Consider the following 17630-nt stretch of genomic DNA (forward strand, 5'->3'; position numbering starts at 1 on the left):
GCGTCAGATCTCCAGCGACGGTTCCTGCGGTGTGGTGCCCCGCTCCACCGCCACCCCGAGTGCCCGCAGGTCGGCCACGAAGTCCGGATAGCCCCGGTCGACGTGATGCACGTGGGAGACCTCGGTGGCCCCCTGCGCACACAACCCGGCGATGATCAGCCCGGCACCGGCACGGATGTCGGTCGCCTGGACCGGGGCACCGGAGAGCCGACCCCGCCCACGGACCACCGCGTGGTGCCCGTCGGTCTTGATGTCCGCGCCGAGCCGCATCATCTCGTTGGCGAACATGAACCGGCCGTCGAAGATGTTCTCGGTGATCAGGGAGGCGCCGTCGCTGACCGCGGCCAGCCCGATCGCCATCGGCAGCAGGTCGGTGGCGAAGCCGGGGTACGGCAACGTCACCACGTCCACCGCCCGGGGTCGGTCGTCCATCCGTACCCGGAAGCCGTCCCCCCGGGTCTCCACCAGGCCGCCGGCCGCGACCACCTTGTCCAGCGCGACCTCCAGGTACGCCGGGTCCAGCCCGGTCACCGTCACGTCTCCGCGGGTCATCGCCGCCCCGAACGCCCAGGTTCCGGCGACGATCCGGTCCCCCACCGTGGCGTGCCGGACGGGGTGCAGACCCGGCACGCCGGTGATCCGCAAGGTGGACGTGCCCGCGCCGGAGATCCGGGCGCCCATCTGGTTGAGCATCGTGCAGATGTCGACGATCTCCGGCTCCCGGGCCGCGTTGTCGATCATCGTGACGCCCTGGGCCAGCACCGCCGCCATCACCAGGTTCTCGGTCGCGCCGACGCTGGGAAAGTCCAGCACGATCTCCGCGCCACGCAGCCCGTGCGGAGCGGAGGCGATGACGAAGCCGTGCTCACCGGAGATCTCCGCGCCCATCCGGGTCAGCCCGGAGATGTGCATGTCCAGCCCCCGTGACCCGATGGCGTCGCCGCCGGGATGGGCCACCCGCACGTACCCCCGGCGGGCCAGCAGCGGGCCGAGCACACAGATCGACGCGCGCAACCGGCGAACCAGGTCGTAGTCGGCGTCCGCGCCGGGCTGCTCGGGCACGTCGATGGTCACCGAACGGGAGCGGGCCACGCCGCCGCGGGCGACCATCGGGTCGACCGGGTCGTCCGCGTCGAACCGGACGTCGCAGCCCAGCCGACGCAGCACCTCGCCCATGATCGCGATGTCGGTGATCCGGGGAACGTTCGTGATCACGCTGCGGCCCGGGGCGAGCAGCGCGGCGGCCATCAACTTCAGGGCCGAGTTCTTGGCGCCGACCACGTGCACGGTGCCGGCCAGCCGGACCTCACCGTGGACCCGAATGACGTCGACATCGTTGACCGCCGGGTCGCCCGCGTCGCCGGGGCCCACCACCACCGGCCAACTGGGGGCGCTGTCCGGCCGCGCCGGGATCGTCAGGTCGGGAATCCGTAGGCTGTGCGTCATGGCCGTCCACCTCACGCGCATCTACACCAAGGCCGGCGACGCCGGCATGACCAGGCTGAGCAACAACGAGCAGGTGCCGAAGACCGATCCACGGATCGCCGCGTACGCGGATGTCGACGAGTGCAACGCGGCGATCGGCGTCGCGCTCGCCCTGGGCGGGCTCGACGAGGAACTGCGGGCCGTGCTGGGGTCGGTGCAGAACGACCTGTTCGACGTCGGCGCCGACCTGTCCACCCCGGTCGAACCGGAGCCGAAGTACCCGCCGCTGCGGGTGACCGAGAAGTACGTCGAGCGCCTGGAAGGCTGGTGCGACGAGTACAACGCACGCCTGAGCAAGCTCGACTCCTTCATCCTCCCCGGCGGCACCGCGGGCGCGGCGCTGCTCCACGTGGCGCGGACCACCGCCCGGCGCGCCGAACGGGCAGCGTGGGCGCTGGTCAGCCACGATCCGGAACGAACCAGCACGCTCCCGGCAAAGTATCTCAACCGGCTCTCCGATCTGCTCTTTATCCTGTCAAGAACGGCAAATCCGGCGGGAGACGTGCTATGGGTGCCGGGCGGCAAGCGCTAGAACGTCGGCGCACCGCACCACGTCGAGGTATGGGTTCCCAATCTGCCCGCCACCACGCGTAGCAGGGACGACTCCCAAGCAGCAGGCACCACACCACACCGCGCTCGCCGCAGCACGCTCGGCGGGCGGGGCGGGCGCGGCGCGGGCGGGGCGGGCGCGGCGGCGGGGCGGCGGGGCGGGCGGGGCGGCGGCGGGGCTCGCCCCAGCAGGCTCGTCGAACCAGGCTCCGTCGCAGCGAGGCGTGCCGAAGCGGGGCTCGCCCCAGCGGGCTCGCGGCACCCGAGGCGCGCCGCAGACCCGGCGCCGATTCTGGTCAGCGGCGGGCTCGACGCGGCCTGGCTGGCCAGGGCTCAACGCGCCCAGGGCTTGCCGCCCCCATGATCCACTCGGGATCATGAAAACCGCGGCATCCAGCCCACCAGAACACCCCGACATCAAGAAAGTCGAGTCGATCAACCGGCCTGCTCAGCCGCCACGACGCGACCGGCCGGCACCCCGACCACCGAGAAGGCGAAACTCCACCAAACCGGCAACGGCAGGTGCTGAAAACCGCGCCAGACCGACGCACAGCGGCAACAACGGGTTTCCGGGGGAGCCGGCCCGGCGCAGGGATCAAGCCTGACCGCCCGGAGCCGGGTGGGCTCCCCCGGAAACCCCGAGCGCAACCACAAACGAGCCAGGCGGGCCCCCGGAAACCCCAGGAGCAACCACGGACGACCCGATCAGGCAGCCGGCCAATCCTGGGAGGCCATACGCGGCGAGACCGCCCCCGGAGGGGCGGCCTCGAGCCAAGACAGGAAACCGGTGACGGTCGACCGTGCCATGGCGATCTCCACCGGTGCGTGGTGACTGGTACAGCGGAGGATCACCCAGTCGGCCGGCATGGAGAGCCGTTCCTGGCCCTCCGGGAGTCGTCGGCGCTCGACCGCCAGATCTTTGCGGCAGAGAACCCGCTTGGGTCGGATCGCGAAGCTGAACATCCTGTACCACCGCAGCTCGTCACCGGCGAACCGGCCGAAGCCGGGCGACCAGCCACGGCCGTCTAGCACGGTGGTGACGCGGACGCTGAGCCGGATGATGCCACCGCTGCGGGTGACCAGGGCTCGCCGGACGAAGAGGGTGAGAAGCGCGCCGAGGATGACGACAACGCCGATCCCGATTCCTTCGACGATGTCCATCCCCGGTGTGGCTCAGCGGCTCTGCGCGGAGACCGGGGTTGCGCTCTCGGCCAGCACGATGACGCCGTCGGCGCTCACCGAGAGGAAGCCGCCGGCCACCTCGTAGGAGACCTGCTCACCGCCGGCGAGCTTGATGCGGACCTGACCGGGCTCCGCGAGCTGGCCGAGCAGCGGCGCGTGCCCCGGCAGGACACCAAGCTCGCCTTCGGTCGTCCGGGCGACGAGCATCTCTGCGTCACCGGACCAGACCTTCTCCTCGACGGCGACGAGCTCGACGTGAAGCTGCTTTGCCACGCTGTCTCCTTGCTGCGGCGACGGATTGCCGAAAGTCTAGCCTGACGCGCAGGCGCTCCCAACGCGGGTGGCGAGAACCGCGTCAGGACTACTTGGTCTTGTTGACGAAGTCCGGATGCTCCAGCAGGAACGGATCGAGCTGCTCGTTGTGCAGGGCGGTGAAGAAGTCCGCAACGGCCGGCTGGAACTGCTCGCCGAGATAGACGCCCCTGTTGTTCGTGAGTTCACCACCGGCGAGCTTGATCATTTGGATGGTGTTGGGGCGGATGTCCTTCAGGGCGAGCCCGAAGTCGACAACGCTGCTGCCCCGACCGTTGAAGATCAGCGACTGGCCGGCGGCGCGAAGCACCTTGTCCAACTTGATCGGGTTGGCCACCACGTCGGCGCTGAACGCCTGGCCGACCATGGCCTTGACGAACTGCTGCTGGTGGCGCTGCCGGCCGTAGTCGGAGTCCGGGACACCGTTCTTCGGGTAGCGCTGCCGGACGTAGTCCAGGGCCTGCCACCCGCTGAGGTGTTGGTTGCCCTTCTTGTAGACCGCCTGCGGGCCGACGTAACCCTCGCCGTACGTCTTGCCCGGCCGCGGCTTGCCGTCCGGCTGCTTGTGCTCGGACTTGACGTCGCGCTCGATGTACATGTCGACGCCGCCCATCGCGTCGACGATCTTCTGGAAACCGGAGAAGTTGATGATGGCGCCAGCGTCGAACCGCTTGATGCCTGTCACGTTCTGCACGGTGGTGGCCAGCAGCTCGAAGCCACGCGCCGCGTCGGGGTTGGCCCCCGGCACCTTGCTGCCGAACGACATGGCAGCGTTGATCTTCGTGGTCTCGCCGGGAAAGTCGGCCCTCTTGAACGCCGGGATCGGCACGTAGAGGTCGCGCGGCAGGGAGAACAGGTAGGCCCGGTCCATCGATGTCGGCACGTGCAGCACCATGATCGAGTCGGCCAACGGCGCGGCCGTCGGCGTACGCGGGTCGATGCCGACCAGCAGGATGTTGAGTGGGCCCTTGATGTCGCTCTTCTTCGGCTGGGCGCCGGCCGCCTGGTCGCCGAACAGGTCAGCCTTGCCGACGGCGCCCTCGTAGCGGGCCATCAGGACCTCCGCGCCGACCAGCACCGCTCCGCTGAGCACGACCAGCACGGTGCCGAACACCGTGCAGATCCTGGCCCAGCGCGGGACGCCCCGCCAGACGGACGACCTGCGGCCACGCTTGCCGGCCTTACCCACGAGCAGCTCCGTTCGTTACGCCCACACGAGGGAAGACGGGCGCACGTCGTCGAAAGGTTGCAAAGATCAACGCTCGTCGGGTGAGCGTGCGGATCGACCGTATCTCGGGTGACGCGCAACGAACGACCCCGAGTAACGGACCGCGACGATGGTAAGGCGCGAAGGTGAACAAAAGACTGCCCCGGCATTGCCGGGGCAGTCTTTTTGTTACAGGTCGAATCGAGGCCTCATCAGCCCTTCATCAGCTCCTCAGCCTTGCGCTCCAGGTCCTCGAGACCGCCGCACATGAAGAACGCCTGCTCGGGGAAGTGATCGTACTCACCCTCGCTGATCTTCCGGAACGCCTCGATGGTCTCCTTGATCGGGACCGTCGAGCCCGGTACGCCGGTGAACTGCTCCGCCGCGTAGGTGTTCTGCGAGAGGAAGCGCTCGATCCGCCGGGCCCGCGCCACGGTGATCTTGTCTTCCTCGGAGAGCTCCTCGATGCCGAGGATGGCGATGATGTCCTGCAGGTCGCGGTAGCGCTGCAGGATCCGCTTCACCTCGGTGGCGACCTGGAAGTGCTCGGCGCCGACGAACTCCGGGGCGAGGATCCGGGACGAGGACGCCAGCGGGTCGACCGCCGGGTAGATGCCCTTGTCGGAGATCGACCGCTCCAGGTTGGTGGTCGCGTCCAGGTGGGCGAACGTGGTGGCCGGGGCGGGGTCGGTGTAGTCGTCCGCCGGCACGTAGATCGCCTGCATGGAGGTGATGGCCTGGCCCCGGACGGAGGTGATCCGCTCCTGGAGCTCGCCCATCTCGTCGGCCAGGGTCGGCTGGTAACCCACGGCGCTCGGCATCCGGCCGAGCAGGGTGGACACCTCCGAACCGGCCTGCGTGAAGCGGAAGATGTTGTCGATGAAGAGCAGCACCTCCTGCTTCTTCACGTCCCGGAAGTACTCCGCCATGGTCAGCGCGGAGAGGGCGACCCGCAGTCGGGTGCCCGGCGGCTCGTCCATCTGGCCGTAGACGAGCGCGGTCTTGTCGATGACGCCGGACTCGGTCATCTCGGCGATGAGGTCGTTGCCCTCACGGGTGCGCTCACCCACGCCGGCGAACACCGAGGTACCACCGAAGTTGCGGGCAACCCGGGTGATCATCTCCTGGATGAGCACCGTCTTGCCCACACCCGCGCCGCCGAACAGGCCGATCTTGCCGCCCTTGACGTACGGGGCGAGCAGGTCGATGACCTTGATGCCGGTCTCCAGCATCTCGGTCTTCGGCTCCAGGTCCGCGAAGGCCGGGGCCTTGCGGTGGATGCCCCACCGGTCGTCGGCCTCGAACGTCTCGCCCTCTTTGAGGTTGAGCACCTCGCCGATCGCGTTGAACACCTTGCCCTTGACCGCGTCGCCCACCGGCACCGTGATCGGCTCACCGCGGTCGCGCACCTCGGCGCCACGGACCAGACCGTCGGTCGGCTGCATCGAGATGGCACGGACCAGGTTGTCACCCAGGTGCTGGGCGACCTCCAGGGTCAGCGTCTTCTCACCGCCGGACAGGTTCACCGTGACGTTGAGGGCGTTGAACAGGGGCGGCATGGCGTCGCGCGGGAATTCGGCGTCGACGACCGGGCCGATGACCCGGACCACGCGACCCGTGGCCGTCTTGGTCTCTACTGGTGCAGTCATCACACTTCACTTCCCGACGCGGCCAGCGCGTTGGCGCCGCCGACGATCTCGCTGATCTCCTGGGTGATCCCGGCCTGGCGAGCCGAGTTCATCTCGCGCGTGTACTTCTCGATCATCTCTTCGGCGTTGTCGGTGGCGCTCTTCATCGCCCGCCGCCGTGCCGCCGACTCACTCGCCGCCGACTCGATCAACGCCGCGTAGATCCGCGTGTTGATGTACCTCGGCAGGAGCGCGTCGAGCAGCGCCTCCGCCTCCGGCTCGAACTCGTACGCCGGCAGCAGCCCCTCGGAGCTGGGCCGGTCCTCCACCTGCATCGGACCAATGATCTTGGTAACCGGGTTCTGCGTCATCAGCGAGTGGAACTCGGTGTAGACGATGTGCAACTCGTCGACGCCGAGCACCCCGTCCGCCCCGGCGCTGCCGTCGGCGTCGTCCGCACCGGACGTGAACGCCTTGATCAGCGTCTCACCGACGGTACGGGCGTCCTCGAACGACGGCTGCTCACTGAAGCCCGTCCAGTTCGCCTCGATCGGCCGGTTGCGGAACCGGTAGAACCCGACGCCCTTACGCCCGATCACGTAGAGCACCGGCTCCTTGCCGTCCGCCTTGAGCCGCGCGATCAGCGACTCCGCCATCCTGATCGCGTTGGAGCTGTAGCCGCCGGCCAGACCACGGTCACTGGTGACCAGCAGGACGCCCGCCCGCCGCACCCGCTCGCGCGGGGTGAGCAGCGGGTGGTCGATCCGAGCGTTGGACGCCAGCGCCGTGAGCACACCGGTGATGGCCTGGGCGTACGGCAGGGACGCCTGCACCCGGGCCTGAGCCTTGGCGATCCGGCTCGTCGCCACGAGCTCCATCGCCTTGGTGATCTTCTTCATCGACTTCGCCGAGCGGATCCGTTGACGAAGAACGCGTACCTGGGCGGCCATCAGATCAGCTCTCGGCCGGGCGGTCGGCCGCGCTGTCGCGGAAGCGGGTCACCGTCTCGCGGTTCTCGTCGCCCTCAAGCGGTGCGGCCGGCGCGTCGTTGACCTTGCGCTCGTCGTCCTTGTTGAGGAAGACCTGCTTGAACTCGCTGATCGCCGCGTCCAGCGAGCCGACGATGTCGTCGCCCCACTGGTTGTCGGCGATCCCGTCCAGCACACCCTGGTGCTTGTGCCGCAGGTACTGGAGGAACTCCGCCTCGAAACGACGAACCTCGCCCACCGGGATGTCGTCGAGCTTGCCCTCGACACCGGCCCAGACCGAGACGACCTCCTGCTCGACCGGGAACGGCGAGTAGTTCGGCTGCTTGAGCAGCTCGACGAGGCGTACACCGCGGTCGAGCTGGGCCCGGGAGGCCCGGTCCAGGTCGGAGGCGAAGGCGGCGAACGCCTCCAGCTCGCGGTACTGGGCGAGGTTGAGCCGCAGCGAACCGGCGACCTTGCGCATCGGCTTCACCTGCGCGGCGCCGCCGACCCGGGAGACCGAGGTGCCAACGTTGATCGCCGGACGGACGCCCTGGTTGAACAGGTCCGTCTCCAGGAAGATCTGGCCGTCGGTGATCGAGATGACGTTGGTCGGGATGAAGGCCGAGATGTCGTTGGCCTTCGTCTCGATGATCGGCAGACCGGTCATCGAGCCGCCACCCAGCTCGTCGGAGAGCTTCGCGCAGCGCTCCAGCAGGCGGGAGTGCAGGTAGAAGACGTCACCCGGGTACGCCTCACGGCCCGGCGGGCGACGCAGCAGCAGCGACACGGCGCGGTACGCCTCGGCCTGCTTGCTCAGGTCGTCGAAGACGATCAGGACGTGCTTGCCGCCGTACATCCAGTGCTGCCCGATGGACGAGCCGGTGTACGGGGCCAGGTACTTGAAGCCGGCCGGGTCGGACGCCGGGGAGGCCACGATGGTCGTGTACTCCATCGCGCCGGCCTCTTCCAGCTGGCCCTTGATCGAGGCGATCGTGGAGGCCTTCTGACCGATGGCGACGTAGATGCAGCGGACCTGCTTCTTCGGGTCGCCGGTGCGCCAGTTGTCCCGCTGGTTGAGGATCGCGTCCAGGGCGACAGTGGTCTTACCGGTCTTACGGTCACCGATGATCAGCTGCCGCTGGCCCCGACCGATCGGGGTCATCGCGTCGATGGCCTTGATGCCGGTCTGCAGCGGCTCGAACACCGACTGGCGGGACATCACGTTCGGAGCCTGCAGCTCCAGCTCGCGGAAGCCCTCGTTGGCGATGTCGCCGAGCCCGTCGATCGGCTTGCCGAGCGCGTCGACCACGCGGCCGAGGAAGGCATCGCCGACCGGAACGGAGAGAACCCGCTCGGTGCGCTTGACGCGCTGCCCCTCCTCCAACTTGGCGGAGTCACCGAGAACGACGACACCGATCTCCCGGACGTCGAGGTTCAACGCCACGCCGAGCGTGCCGTCCTCGAACTCCAGGAGCTCGTTGGTCATGGTCGAGGGCAGGCCCTCGACGTGGGCGATGCCGTCACCGGTGTCGGCGACGGTGCCGACCTCCTCGCGGGAGACGTCGGACGAGTAGGAAGAGACGTAGCGCTCCAGGGCGCCGCGGATCTCCTCCGTCGAGATGGTCAGCTCGGCCATCCTCTGCTTCCTTAAAATTCAGGGGCCCGGGATACCTAGTACCAACCGGTCCGAATGGCGTCTGTCAATCCGGGCGCTGGGCGGCGGAGCCGCCGCCCCGATGCTGGGCGGCGATGCCGCTCAGCCGCTGGACGGCGAGCCGTTCAGCGCTTCGCGAGCGCGTTGCGGGTCTCGTTGAGGCGGCGCAGGATGGTGCCGTCGTACAGGTCGGAGCCGACCCGGACGCTGACGCCACCCAGGACGGCGGGGTCGACCGTCTGCTTGACGGACACCTCTCGACCGTATATCGCGGTGAGGCTCGCGCCCAGCCGACGCTCGTCCGCGTCACTCAACGGGGCCGCGACGGTCACGTACGCCACCTGCCGGTCGCGTCGCTCGGCGGCGAGTTCCACCAGCCGGGTCAGCGCGCCGGTGAAGGAGCGCCCCCCGAACCCGCCGAGCGCCACCTCGACGAGGCGGACGGTGACCGGGCGGGCCTTGTCGGCGAGCAGTTCGCGGGCCAGGGTGGCCCGCTGCTCGACCGGGGCGACCGGGTCGGCCAGCGTGTTGCTCAGCGCCGACTGACCGGCCACGACCTGGCCGAAGCGGAACAGCTCGTCCTCGACCTCGCCCAGCTCGCCGGCGGAGTCGGCGCTGGCGAGCAGCGCCTCCACGCCGAGGCGCTCGGCGCCGTCGAGCAACTCCGACGGTGCCGACCAGCGGCCGGAGACCAACGCCACGAGCAGGTCGAGCGCGTCGGCGCCGATCCGCCCGCCCAGCATGTCGCCGAGCAGGGCGCCGCGGTCCTCACCGGACCGGGACGGCTCGGAGAGCGCCCGGCGCAGCCGCGGCTCACGCCGCAGCAGGGTCGCCACGGAGAGGATGGCGTCGGCGGTGGAGGCCACCGCCGACGGCTCCGCGCCGCGGACGTACGCGTCGAGGCGCTCGGCCGCGACCTTGTACGACTCCCGGCTGGCGGCCTGCATCAGCGGGCCCCCGTGCTCTCAAGGCCGCTCAGGAACCGGTCGACGGTGCCCTTGCGTCGCGCCTCGTCGGCCAGCGACTCGCCCACGATCTTGCTGGCCAGGTCCACCGCGATGGTGCCTACCTCGGCACGCAGCTCACGCACGATGGTGGCCCGCTCGGCGGCGAGCGCGTCCTTACCCGCCTGGATGACCCGGTCGGACTCTTCCCGCGCCTTGGCGAGGATGTCCTGCCGGATCCCCTCGGCGTCGGCCCGCGCGTCGTCACGGATCTTGGCGGCGTCGGTGCGGGCCTCAGCGAGCTGGGCACGGTACTGCTCGAGCAGCTGGTTCGCCTCGGCCTGGGCGGCCTCGGCGCGCTTGATGCCGCCCTCGATCGCGTCGACGCGGGCCTGGAACGTCTGCTCCATACGGGGGAAGACGAACTTGATCAGTACGAAGCAGAGCACGGCGAAGGCGACAACGCCGACCACGATCTCCTCGGGAATGGGGATGATCGGGTTGTGGTCTGACTCACCACCCTCAGCGGCGAGGAAGTACATAGGTGACCTCCCGGTCGACGAGCGGATTAGAGCTCTCCCTGCCAGATGAAGCCGAAGGCGATGCCGAACAGCGCGAGCGCCTCGATGACGGCGAAGCCGATCCAGACGTACGGCAGGGTCATCCGCGACGACTCGGGCTGGCGGGCGGTCGACTGGATGTAGGCGGCGAAGACCAGACCAACGCCGATGCCCGGGCCGATGGCCGCGAGGCCGTAGCCGATGGCTGCGGTGCTGCCAACGACACCTTCTGCGGCGGCGACGTAATCCATTAGTGGTTCCTCCTGGTTATCACGCGTGTCTCTCACGCGGGACGACAACGGATGGTGCGTGGATCAGTGCTCTTCGGCGAGCGCGCCCTGGATGTAGCTGGCGCTCAGCACCGTGAAGACGTATGCCTGTAGGACGATGACCAGCGCTTCGAGAAGGGTCAGCGCCACGGTCATCACCCAGGACACCACCGAGATCGGTGCCAGCCAGGCGTTGGCGTTGATCATCGCGAAGCCGCCGAGCGTGAAGACCAGCAGGAGCATGTGGCCGGCGAACATGTTCGCGAAGAGACGAACGGCCAGCGAGAAAGGCCGGATGATGAAGGTCGAGAACGCCTCGATCGGGATCAGCAGCGGCAGGATGTACCACGGTGCCGGCGGGATCAGGGCGTGCTTGAAGTATTTGACGAAGCCGTGGTGCCGGATGCCGATGTAGTTGAACAGCACGTAGCTGATCACCGCGAGGATCGCCGGGAAGGCGATGTGCGAGTTCGGCGAGATCTGGAAGAACGGGATGATCGCGAACGCGTTGGTCACCAGCACGAAGCAGAACAGCGTCGTGAAGTACGGAGCGAACCGCACGCCCTGGTGACCGATCATGTCGACCGAGATGTTGTTGCGCACGAAGCCGTAGATCGACTCGGCGAACCACTGCTTCTTGGTCGGCACCAGCTTCGGGTTCCGGTAGGTCGCCAGGAAGAAGATGATCAGAACGCCGACCGCGATCCAGACCATCAACGTGAACTTGGTGACCCAGTACGAGTCGTGCGCACCCCAGGGCAGGATGCTGGGCAGGTAGAAATCCTCCTTGCTAGGTGGGAATTCTGCCTGGCCAGCTGCCAGGACATTCGCCTGTCCGAACACCGCGTCCCTTCCTAAGTAGGCGTGCCGAGTCGGCGGATGACCAGGATGACTCCCCCGGCCATGCCGAGCACGAAGCCGATCCCGGTGGCAACGCCACCGGTGTCGAGCCACTGGTCGACCAGCCAGCCGATGAAACCCCACACGAGCATGCCTCCGATGAGGTAGCTAAGTGCGGTCCAGCCCTGACCGGCACCGGACGGATAATCGTCCGGTCGACCGGGGGGACGGGGGGTTTGGTCATCAGCCATGACGGGGCGAACGATATCAGCCGGGAAGACGAGGCTGTGCCTCACCCCCCGCACAACCATCGTTGTGTGGGCTTCTCGTGGGCGCCGTCGTCTGTGGGCACGCTACTCCCCTTCCGCCCGTCGGAAAATGACCGGAGGCCGACACATTGCGGCGCGTCCGCTGGTTGGGACGACCGCCGGGTCAGCCGCGCGACCGGCGAGCGTGCACCGTGGTCAGCCACCAGAGGTGCACCGCTGTCCACACTGCCACCCCGGCGACGATGCCAAGGCAAAGAGGGACCAAACCGGCCCAACCGGTCGACGCCACCGCCACCAGCACCGCACCCAGAAGGCTGAACTTCAGCACGTACAGGCCCAGGCCGAGCGGCAACAGCAACTGCGGGTTGACCTGGTCGGCCCGGGCCAACACCACGGTGGTGAGCGTGTAGCTGAACACCGTGACGCCCACGCCGGCCGCCGCGCCGAGCGCGGCCGTCGCACCACCTGTCACCCCGCCCACCACTGCGGCCACCACGGCCAGCGCCGCCGACGCCGCCAGCAACACCGGCAGGTGTCGCAACCGCCACCGCCGGTCGGTGCCGGGCTCGGCCACCCCGGGCTCAGCCACGGGGGTACGCCGGGAACGCCGCGACCAGCTCGGCCACCTCGGCACCGATCCGGGTCAACTCGTCGGCCCCGCCCGCAGCGGCGGGATCGGTGCGCACCGCACGGGCGATCAGCGTCGCCACCTGGCGCAGCTCCCCCTCCCGCATGCCCTGGGTGGTCACGCTCGGGGTGCCCACCCGCAGGCCGGAGGCCACCATCGGCGGCTGCGGGTCGTACGGGATGGCGTTCTTGTTCAGGGTGATCGACGCGGCGTCGCAGCGTCGCTCGGCCTCCGCGCCGGTCACCCCCACCTCCCGCAGGTCGATCAGGGCCAGGTGGGTGTCCGTGCCACCGGACACCGGGCGCATCCCCTCGTCGGCCAGCCCGGCCGCGAGCGCCTGGGCGTTGCTGACCACCTGCTTGGCGTACGTCTGGAACTCGGGCTGGGCGGCCTCGCGCAGCGCGACCGCCTTGGCCGCGACGGCGTGCATCAGCGGGCCACCCTGGGTGAACGGGAAGACCGCCTTGTCGATCCGCTGGGCCAGCGACTCCCGGCAGAGGATCATGCCGCCGTGCGGGCCGCGCAACACCTTGTGGGTGGTGGCGCAGACGACGTCCGCGTAGGGCACCGGGGACGGGATCGCCCGGCCGGCGACCAGGCCGATGAAGTGCGCGGCGTCCACCATCAGGTACGCCCCCACCTCGTCGGCGATCTCCCGGAACCGGGCGAAGTCGATCAGACGGGGGTACGCGGTCGCGCCACAGATGATCAGCTTGGGTCGGTGCGTCCGCGCCAGATCGCGTACCTCGTCGTAGTCGACCAGCTCGGTGTCCGGGCGGACCGGGTAACCGACCGGGTGGAACCACTTGCCGGAGAAGTTCACCCGACTGCCGTGGGTGAGGTGCCCACCGTGCGGCAGGTCCATCGCCAGCACCGTGTCCCCCGGCTGCACCAACGCGGCGTACGCGGCCAGGTTGGCGCTCGCCCCGGAGTGCGGCTGGAGGTTGGCGTGCTCGGCCCCGAAGAGCTCCTTGGCCCGGGCGATGCCGATCTCCTCGGCCCGGTCCACCTCGGCGCAGCCGCCGTAGTAGCGCCGGCCGGGGTAACCCTCGGCGTACTTGTTGGTGAGCGTCGACCCGAGCGCGGCAAGCACCGCCGGCGAGGTCAGATTTTCGCTGGCGATGAGCTGCAGGCCACCCCGCAACCGGTCCAGCTCGCCGAGGACCACCCCGGCGATCTCCGGGTCGGTGGCCCTGAGCTGGGCGAAATCCGGCCCCCAGAAGGTGCTCGTCTCGGTCTCCACAGCGAACGAGTCTAGGGGGCCGCACACTGGGACCTGTGAGATGCCTGGTCACCGGGGCCACCGGATACATCGGCGGGCGGTTGACGCCGCTGCTGCTCGCCGAGGGTCACACCGTGCGGTGCCTGGCCCGCAAGGCGGTCCGGCTGCGCGATGTGCCCTGGGCCTCGGCGGCCCAGATCGTCGAGGGGGACCTGAGCCGGCCGGACACGTTGCCCGCCGCCTTCGCCGACGTGGACGTCGCGTACTTCCTGGTGCACTCGCTCGGCCGGCCCGACTTCGAGGCGGCCGACCGGGCGGCGGCGACGAACTTCGCGGCGGCGGCCCGCGCGGCCGGCATACGCCGGATCGTCTACCTGGGTGGGCCGGAGCCGGCGTCCGACGCGGAGGTCCCCTCCCCGCACCTGCGGTCCCGCGCCGAGGTGGGCCGGATCCTGCTGACCAGCGGTGTGCCCACGGCGGTGCTCCGGGCCGCGGTGATCATCGGCTCCGGCTCGGCGTCGTTCGAGATGCTGCGGTACCTCACCGAGCGGCTGCCCGCCATGGTCACCCCCCGTTGGGTGCGCAACCGGATCCAACCCATCGCGGTCCGCGACGTGCTGCGCTACCTGGCCGGCTGCGTCGACCTGCCGCCGGATGTCAACCGGGGCTTCGACATCGCCGGCCCGGACGTGCTGACCTTCCGCGAGATGATGCAGCGCTACGCCCGGGTTGCCGGGCTGCGCCGGCGGATCATCGTGCCGGTCCGCCCGCTCACCCCGTCGCTGTCCGCACACTGGGTCGGCCTGATCACCCCGGTGCCGAACGCGATCGCCCGCCCCCTGGTGGAGAGCCTGGTCCACGAGGCGGTCGCCCACGAACACGACATCGTCCGGTACGTTCCCGACCCGTCCGGCGGGCTGACCGGCTTCGACGACGCGGTGGCGCTGGCGCTCGCCAAGGTCCGGGACGCCCAGGTGGAGACCCGCTGGTCGACCGCGAGCGGCCCGGACGCGCCCGCCGAGCCACTGCCCAGCGACCCGGGCTGGTCCGGCGGCACCGCCTACACCGACGTCCGGGAAAGAACTGTGGACGCGCCGGCCGCCGCGCTCTGGCGGGTCATCGAGGGGGTCGGCGGCGAACACGGCTGGTACTCGTTCCCGCTCGCCTGGTCGGTGCGCGGCTGGCTGGACCGCCTGGTCGGCGGGGTCGGGCTGCGTCGAGGCCGACGGGACCCGCACCGCCTCCAGGTCGGTGAGGCGCTGGACTTCTGGCGGGTCGAGGAGATCGTCCCCGGCGAGCTGCTGCGCCTGCGCGCCGAGATGCGGCTGCCCGGCCGAGCCTGGCTGGAGATGCGGGTGCTGCCGGCCGAGGGTGGCCGCAGCCGCTACCAGCAACGCGCGGTCTTCCTGCCCCGCGGCCTGGCCGGCCACGCCTACTGGGGCTCGGTAGCTCCCTTCCACGCGCTGGTCTTCGGCGGAATGGCCCGCAACATAGCCCGCAACGCCGAACAAACTCCCTGATCGGCAGTCGGGTCGGGTTGGTCCCTGCCGCGCGGCGAAGGGGCACGGCAGCCACCCCCACCCCTGACCCCTTTGCTCTGCACCCCGATATGCACCGACCACGGAACGTAGCCGTCGCATCCGCGGGTGCAGAGCAAAGGGAACGGTGGAGGGTGGTCCCTGTCGCCTCTTACGTACGGTTCGCTGTCGAGTCAGTTGCCGGTGCGGGCTTCGGTTACCTGGTAGGCCGTGCGTTCGCTGGGGGGGACGAAGTCGCGGATCGGTTGGTCGCGCAGGGCAGTGGCTAGCACCTCGCCTACCGCGTCCACCATTCGGGCCTGCACGGCCTGACCGACCGCGTCCCGGGGGTCGTCCGGGTTCGCCGCCATCGAGGCGACCGCGAGTTGCGGTGTGAACGCCACGACCGTCTCCGTCTCGTACCGTTCCGAGCTGCCGGTCTTGCCCGCCACCGGTCGGCCGAGTCGCGCCCGCAGGCCGGGTGCGGTGGCACCGTCGCAACGCCCGTACATCGACTGGTCGCCGACCGGGCAGCGGGCCGCGTCGGTGGCCGCCCGCGCCACGTCGGCGTCGAGCACCTGTCGGCAGTCCGGCTTGGCGGCGTCGACCGGTCGGCCGCCCGAGTCGGTGATCGACACCACCGGCAGCGGCGCGCACCGGATCCCCTCGGCCGCCACCGTGGCGTACGCGGTGGCCAGGTCCAGCGGCGTCGTCGCGGCCACGCCCAGGGTGAACGGACCCCAGTCCTTCGCGCCGTAGCGGGCCAGTCGGGCGTCGGCGTCGGCCCGGAGCACGATGCCGAGTCGCTCGGCCATCTCCACCACCCGGTCGGCGCCGACCTTCTCGGTGAGCCAGGCGAAGTACGTGTTCACCGACCGGCCGAACGCGCTCCACATGGTGCGGGGGCCGTCCATCGAGGAGGGGCTGGCGTTCGCCGGGCACCAGTGGCCGTCACAGCTCGCCTCCCCGGTCACCGGGAAGCGGGTGAGCAACCGGGTGGGGGCCACGAAGTCGGTCGACAGCGGCAGGCCCGCCTCCAGCGCGGCCAGCATGGTGAAGAGCTTGAACGTCGAACCGCCCTGGTACCCCTCGATCGCACCGCCACCGGCGATCAACTGGTTGACGGTGTTGGGGCGGTTCTTCTGCCCGACCGGGTTGTCCCGCACGCTGTAGGCGCGGTTCACCGACATCGCCAGCACCCGCCCGGTGCCCGGTTGCACCACCACGGTCGGCACCGTCTCGGCATCGCTCGGCTGATAGATCTTGAGCACCTGCTCGGTGGTGGCCCGCTGCACCCCGGGGTCCAGCGACGACACGATGGAGAAGCCGCCCCGGCGCAGCGCCCGCTGCCGCTCGTCGGCCGTCGCCCCGAACGCGGACTGGCTGCTCCACCAGCGGGTGAACCAGTCGCAGAAGAACCCCCAGTCGTTGTGTGTCTCGGGAACCGCGGTGCAGTCGTTGGGGGTCTCGCTGGGCCGTAGCTGCAGTGGCTCGGCCCGCGCCGCCGCCGCCGCGTCCGCCGGCACCTGCCCCGACTCCACCAGCCGCTCCAACACGTACGACCGCCGCGCCAGCGCGCTGTCGGCGTCGCCGTTGATCGGGTCGTCGCTGTCCGGCGAGCGGACCAGACCGGCCAGCAGTGCCGCCTGGGCCAGGGTCAGCTCGGCCGGAGACCGGGAGAAGTAGCGCTTGCTGGCCGCCGCGATGCCGTACGCCCCGGCGCCGAAGTAGGCGATGTTGAGGTAGCGGGTGAGGATCTCCTCCTTGTCGAGTTCGCGCTCCAACGCGAGCGCGTACCGCATCTCCTGGAGTTTGCGGGCGGTGGTGACCTCGGTGGCCGCCACGCGCTGCGCCTCGGTCAGCCGGGGGTCGCTGCTGAGCACGTTGCGGACGTACTGCATGGTCAGCGTGGAGGCGCCCTGCCGGGTCTGGCCGTCGCGCCGGTTGACGGTGAACGCGCGTACCACGCCCCGCAGGTCCACACCGCTGTGCTTGTAGAACCGGACGTCCTCGGCGGCCACGATCGCCTGGCGCATCACCGGGGCCACCTCGTGCAGCGGCACGTCCACCCGGTCCTCCTGGTAGAAGGAGGTGATCAGGGTGGTGCCGTCGTTGGCGTAGAGGTTGGAGCGCTGGGCGGTGGGCGGCGTGCGGAGCGTGTTCGGCAGCTCCGAGTACGGCGTGGACAGGGCACTGAAGCCGATCCCGAACACCAGCGCCGCCGGCAGGGCGGCCGCGGCCAGGACCAACCCGGCGAGTACGCCGGCGATCACCACGGTCAGCAGTTTGTGGAAATGGGCCCGGATCATCAGCTCTCCCCGCAGGAGCCGGTCACGCTAGGACCCGTTCAGAATGACCCGCAACGCCCCTTTCGCCCCGGGTTTTCCCCAAAC

The 17630-nt window shown here is 69.7% G+C and carries 17 protein-coding genes; 2 read left to right on the forward strand and 15 right to left on the reverse strand.

All coding sequences use genetic code 11. The annotated features are described in order from the left end of the window. Positions 1-3: 3 nt before the first annotated feature. Complete coding sequence (gene murA, locus ACGFIQ_RS11000; RefSeq protein ID WP_393242546.1) at positions 4-1446, reverse strand: UDP-N-acetylglucosamine 1-carboxyvinyltransferase; 1443 nt, start codon at positions 1444-1446, stop codon at positions 4-6. On the opposite strand from murA, the gene ACGFIQ_RS11005 reads away from it, so the two are divergent. Further along, positions 1445-2017 carry a cob(I)yrinic acid a,c-diamide adenosyltransferase gene (locus ACGFIQ_RS11005; RefSeq protein ID WP_393242548.1) on the forward strand — a complete coding sequence of 191 codons (573 nt, stop codon included), beginning with the start codon at positions 1445-1447 and terminating at the stop codon, positions 2015-2017. The two genes, murA and ACGFIQ_RS11005, sit on opposite strands and share 2 nt — an antisense overlap. Positions 2018-2739: 722 nt before the next feature. Here ACGFIQ_RS11005 and ACGFIQ_RS11010 read toward each other — a convergent pair. The 13 genes from ACGFIQ_RS11010 to glyA all read right to left on the reverse strand — a co-directional run bounded on the left by ACGFIQ_RS11010 (position 2740) and on the right by glyA (position 13741). Then, positions 2740-3195, reverse strand: coding sequence for a DUF2550 domain-containing protein (locus tag ACGFIQ_RS11010; RefSeq protein ID WP_393242550.1), 456 nt, complete (start codon positions 3193-3195; stop codon positions 2740-2742). A gap of 12 nt (positions 3196-3207) precedes the next feature. Beyond that, positions 3208-3489, reverse strand: a complete 282-nt coding sequence (locus ACGFIQ_RS11015; RefSeq protein ID WP_357066889.1) for a F0F1 ATP synthase subunit epsilon — start codon at positions 3487-3489, stop codon at positions 3208-3210. Between the two features lie 88 nt (positions 3490-3577). Beyond that, entirely contained in the window at positions 3578-4723 is a 1146-nt protein-coding gene (locus tag ACGFIQ_RS11020; protein ID WP_393243180.1) for an LCP family protein, read from the reverse strand. A gap of 224 nt (positions 4724-4947) precedes the next feature. Further along, the gene (atpD, locus tag ACGFIQ_RS11025; RefSeq protein WP_393242553.1) at positions 4948-6384 is read right to left on the reverse strand and encodes a F0F1 ATP synthase subunit beta; all 1437 of its coding nucleotides are present in this window, start codon (positions 6382-6384) and stop codon (positions 4948-4950) included. After that, a complete protein-coding gene (locus ACGFIQ_RS11030) occupies positions 6384-7313 on the reverse strand; it encodes a F0F1 ATP synthase subunit gamma (protein ID WP_393242555.1) in 930 nt (309 codons plus the stop codon). The genes atpD and ACGFIQ_RS11030 overlap by 1 nt, the downstream gene beginning before the upstream one ends. 4 nt (positions 7314-7317) lie before the next feature. Continuing rightward, positions 7318-8970 carry a F0F1 ATP synthase subunit alpha gene (gene atpA / locus ACGFIQ_RS11035; protein WP_393242557.1) on the reverse strand — a complete coding sequence of 551 codons (1653 nt, stop codon included), beginning with the start codon at positions 8968-8970 and terminating at the stop codon, positions 7318-7320. Positions 8971-9113: 143 nt separating this feature from the next. Beyond that, positions 9114-9935: a F0F1 ATP synthase subunit delta gene (locus tag ACGFIQ_RS11040; protein WP_393242559.1), complete on the reverse strand. Its 822-nt coding sequence runs from the start codon at positions 9933-9935 to the stop codon at positions 9114-9116. Beyond that, positions 9935-10474, reverse strand: a complete 540-nt coding sequence (locus ACGFIQ_RS11045) for a F0F1 ATP synthase subunit B (protein WP_357373834.1) — start codon at positions 10472-10474, stop codon at positions 9935-9937. Before ACGFIQ_RS11045 ends, ACGFIQ_RS11040 begins: the two co-directional genes overlap by 1 nt. Positions 10475-10500: 26 nt before the next feature. After that, positions 10501-10743: an ATP synthase F0 subunit C gene (locus ACGFIQ_RS11050; RefSeq protein ID WP_357246371.1), complete on the reverse strand. Its 243-nt coding sequence runs from the start codon at positions 10741-10743 to the stop codon at positions 10501-10503. Positions 10744-10806: 63 nt separating this feature from the next. Continuing rightward, positions 10807-11604 (reverse strand): F0F1 ATP synthase subunit A, encoded by a 798-nt coding sequence (gene atpB, locus ACGFIQ_RS11055; RefSeq protein WP_393242560.1) that lies wholly within the window; start codon positions 11602-11604, stop codon positions 10807-10809. An 11-nt stretch (positions 11605-11615) separates the two neighbouring features. Continuing rightward, positions 11616-11852 (reverse strand): hypothetical protein, encoded by a 237-nt coding sequence (locus tag ACGFIQ_RS11060; RefSeq protein ID WP_393242562.1) that lies wholly within the window; start codon positions 11850-11852, stop codon positions 11616-11618. A 181-nt stretch (positions 11853-12033) separates the two neighbouring features. Further along, entirely contained in the window at positions 12034-12459 is a 426-nt protein-coding gene (locus tag ACGFIQ_RS11065; protein WP_393242563.1) for a hypothetical protein, read from the reverse strand. Beyond that, positions 12452-13741 carry a serine hydroxymethyltransferase gene (gene glyA, locus ACGFIQ_RS11070; RefSeq protein ID WP_393242565.1) on the reverse strand — a complete coding sequence of 430 codons (1290 nt, stop codon included), beginning with the start codon at positions 13739-13741 and terminating at the stop codon, positions 12452-12454. Before glyA ends, ACGFIQ_RS11065 begins: the two co-directional genes overlap by 8 nt. Positions 13742-13776: 35 nt before the next feature. Here glyA and ACGFIQ_RS11075 point away from each other — a divergent pair, with 35 nt between their 5' ends. Next, complete coding sequence (locus ACGFIQ_RS11075) at positions 13777-15240, forward strand: SDR family oxidoreductase (protein WP_393242567.1); 1464 nt, start codon at positions 13777-13779, stop codon at positions 15238-15240. Between the two features lie 191 nt (positions 15241-15431). Here ACGFIQ_RS11075 and ACGFIQ_RS11080 read toward each other — a convergent pair whose 3' ends face one another. Next, positions 15432-17546: a transglycosylase domain-containing protein gene (locus ACGFIQ_RS11080; RefSeq protein ID WP_393242569.1), complete on the reverse strand. Its 2115-nt coding sequence runs from the start codon at positions 17544-17546 to the stop codon at positions 15432-15434. Between the last annotated feature and the right edge of the window lie 84 nt (positions 17547-17630).

This window comes from Micromonospora sp. NPDC048898 (assembly GCF_043198035.1).
In the GTDB taxonomy this organism is placed as follows: Bacteria; Actinomycetota; Actinomycetes; order Mycobacteriales; family Micromonosporaceae; genus Micromonospora.

Coding starts and splice junctions, on each gene's coding strand:
- ACGFIQ_RS11005 (WP_393242548.1), top strand. CDS start 1,445: ATGGCCGTCCACCTCACGCGCATCTACACCAAGGCCGGCGACGCCGGC.
- murA (WP_393242546.1), bottom strand. CDS start 1,446: ATGACGCACAGCCTACGGATTCCCGACCTGACGATCCCGGCGCGGCCG.
- ACGFIQ_RS11010 (WP_393242550.1), bottom strand. CDS start 3,195: ATGGACATCGTCGAAGGAATCGGGATCGGCGTTGTCGTCATCCTCGGC.
- atpD (WP_393242553.1), bottom strand. CDS start 6,384: ATGACTGCACCAGTAGAGACCAAGACGGCCACGGGTCGCGTGGTCCGG.
- ACGFIQ_RS11030 (WP_393242555.1), bottom strand. CDS start 7,313: ATGGCCGCCCAGGTACGCGTTCTTCGTCAACGGATCCGCTCGGCGAAG.
- atpA (WP_393242557.1), bottom strand. CDS start 8,970: ATGGCCGAGCTGACCATCTCGACGGAGGAGATCCGCGGCGCCCTGGAG.
- ACGFIQ_RS11040 (WP_393242559.1), bottom strand. CDS start 9,935: ATGCAGGCCGCCAGCCGGGAGTCGTACAAGGTCGCGGCCGAGCGCCTC.
- ACGFIQ_RS11045 (WP_357373834.1), bottom strand. CDS start 10,474: ATGTACTTCCTCGCCGCTGAGGGTGGTGAGTCAGACCACAACCCGATC.
- ACGFIQ_RS11050 (WP_357246371.1), bottom strand. CDS start 10,743: ATGGATTACGTCGCCGCCGCAGAAGGTGTCGTTGGCAGCACCGCAGCC.
- ACGFIQ_RS11060 (WP_393242562.1), bottom strand. CDS start 11,852: ATGGCTGATGACCAAACCCCCCGTCCCCCCGGTCGACCGGACGATTAT.
- ACGFIQ_RS11080 (WP_393242569.1), bottom strand. CDS start 17,546: ATGATCCGGGCCCATTTCCACAAACTGCTGACCGTGGTGATCGCCGGC.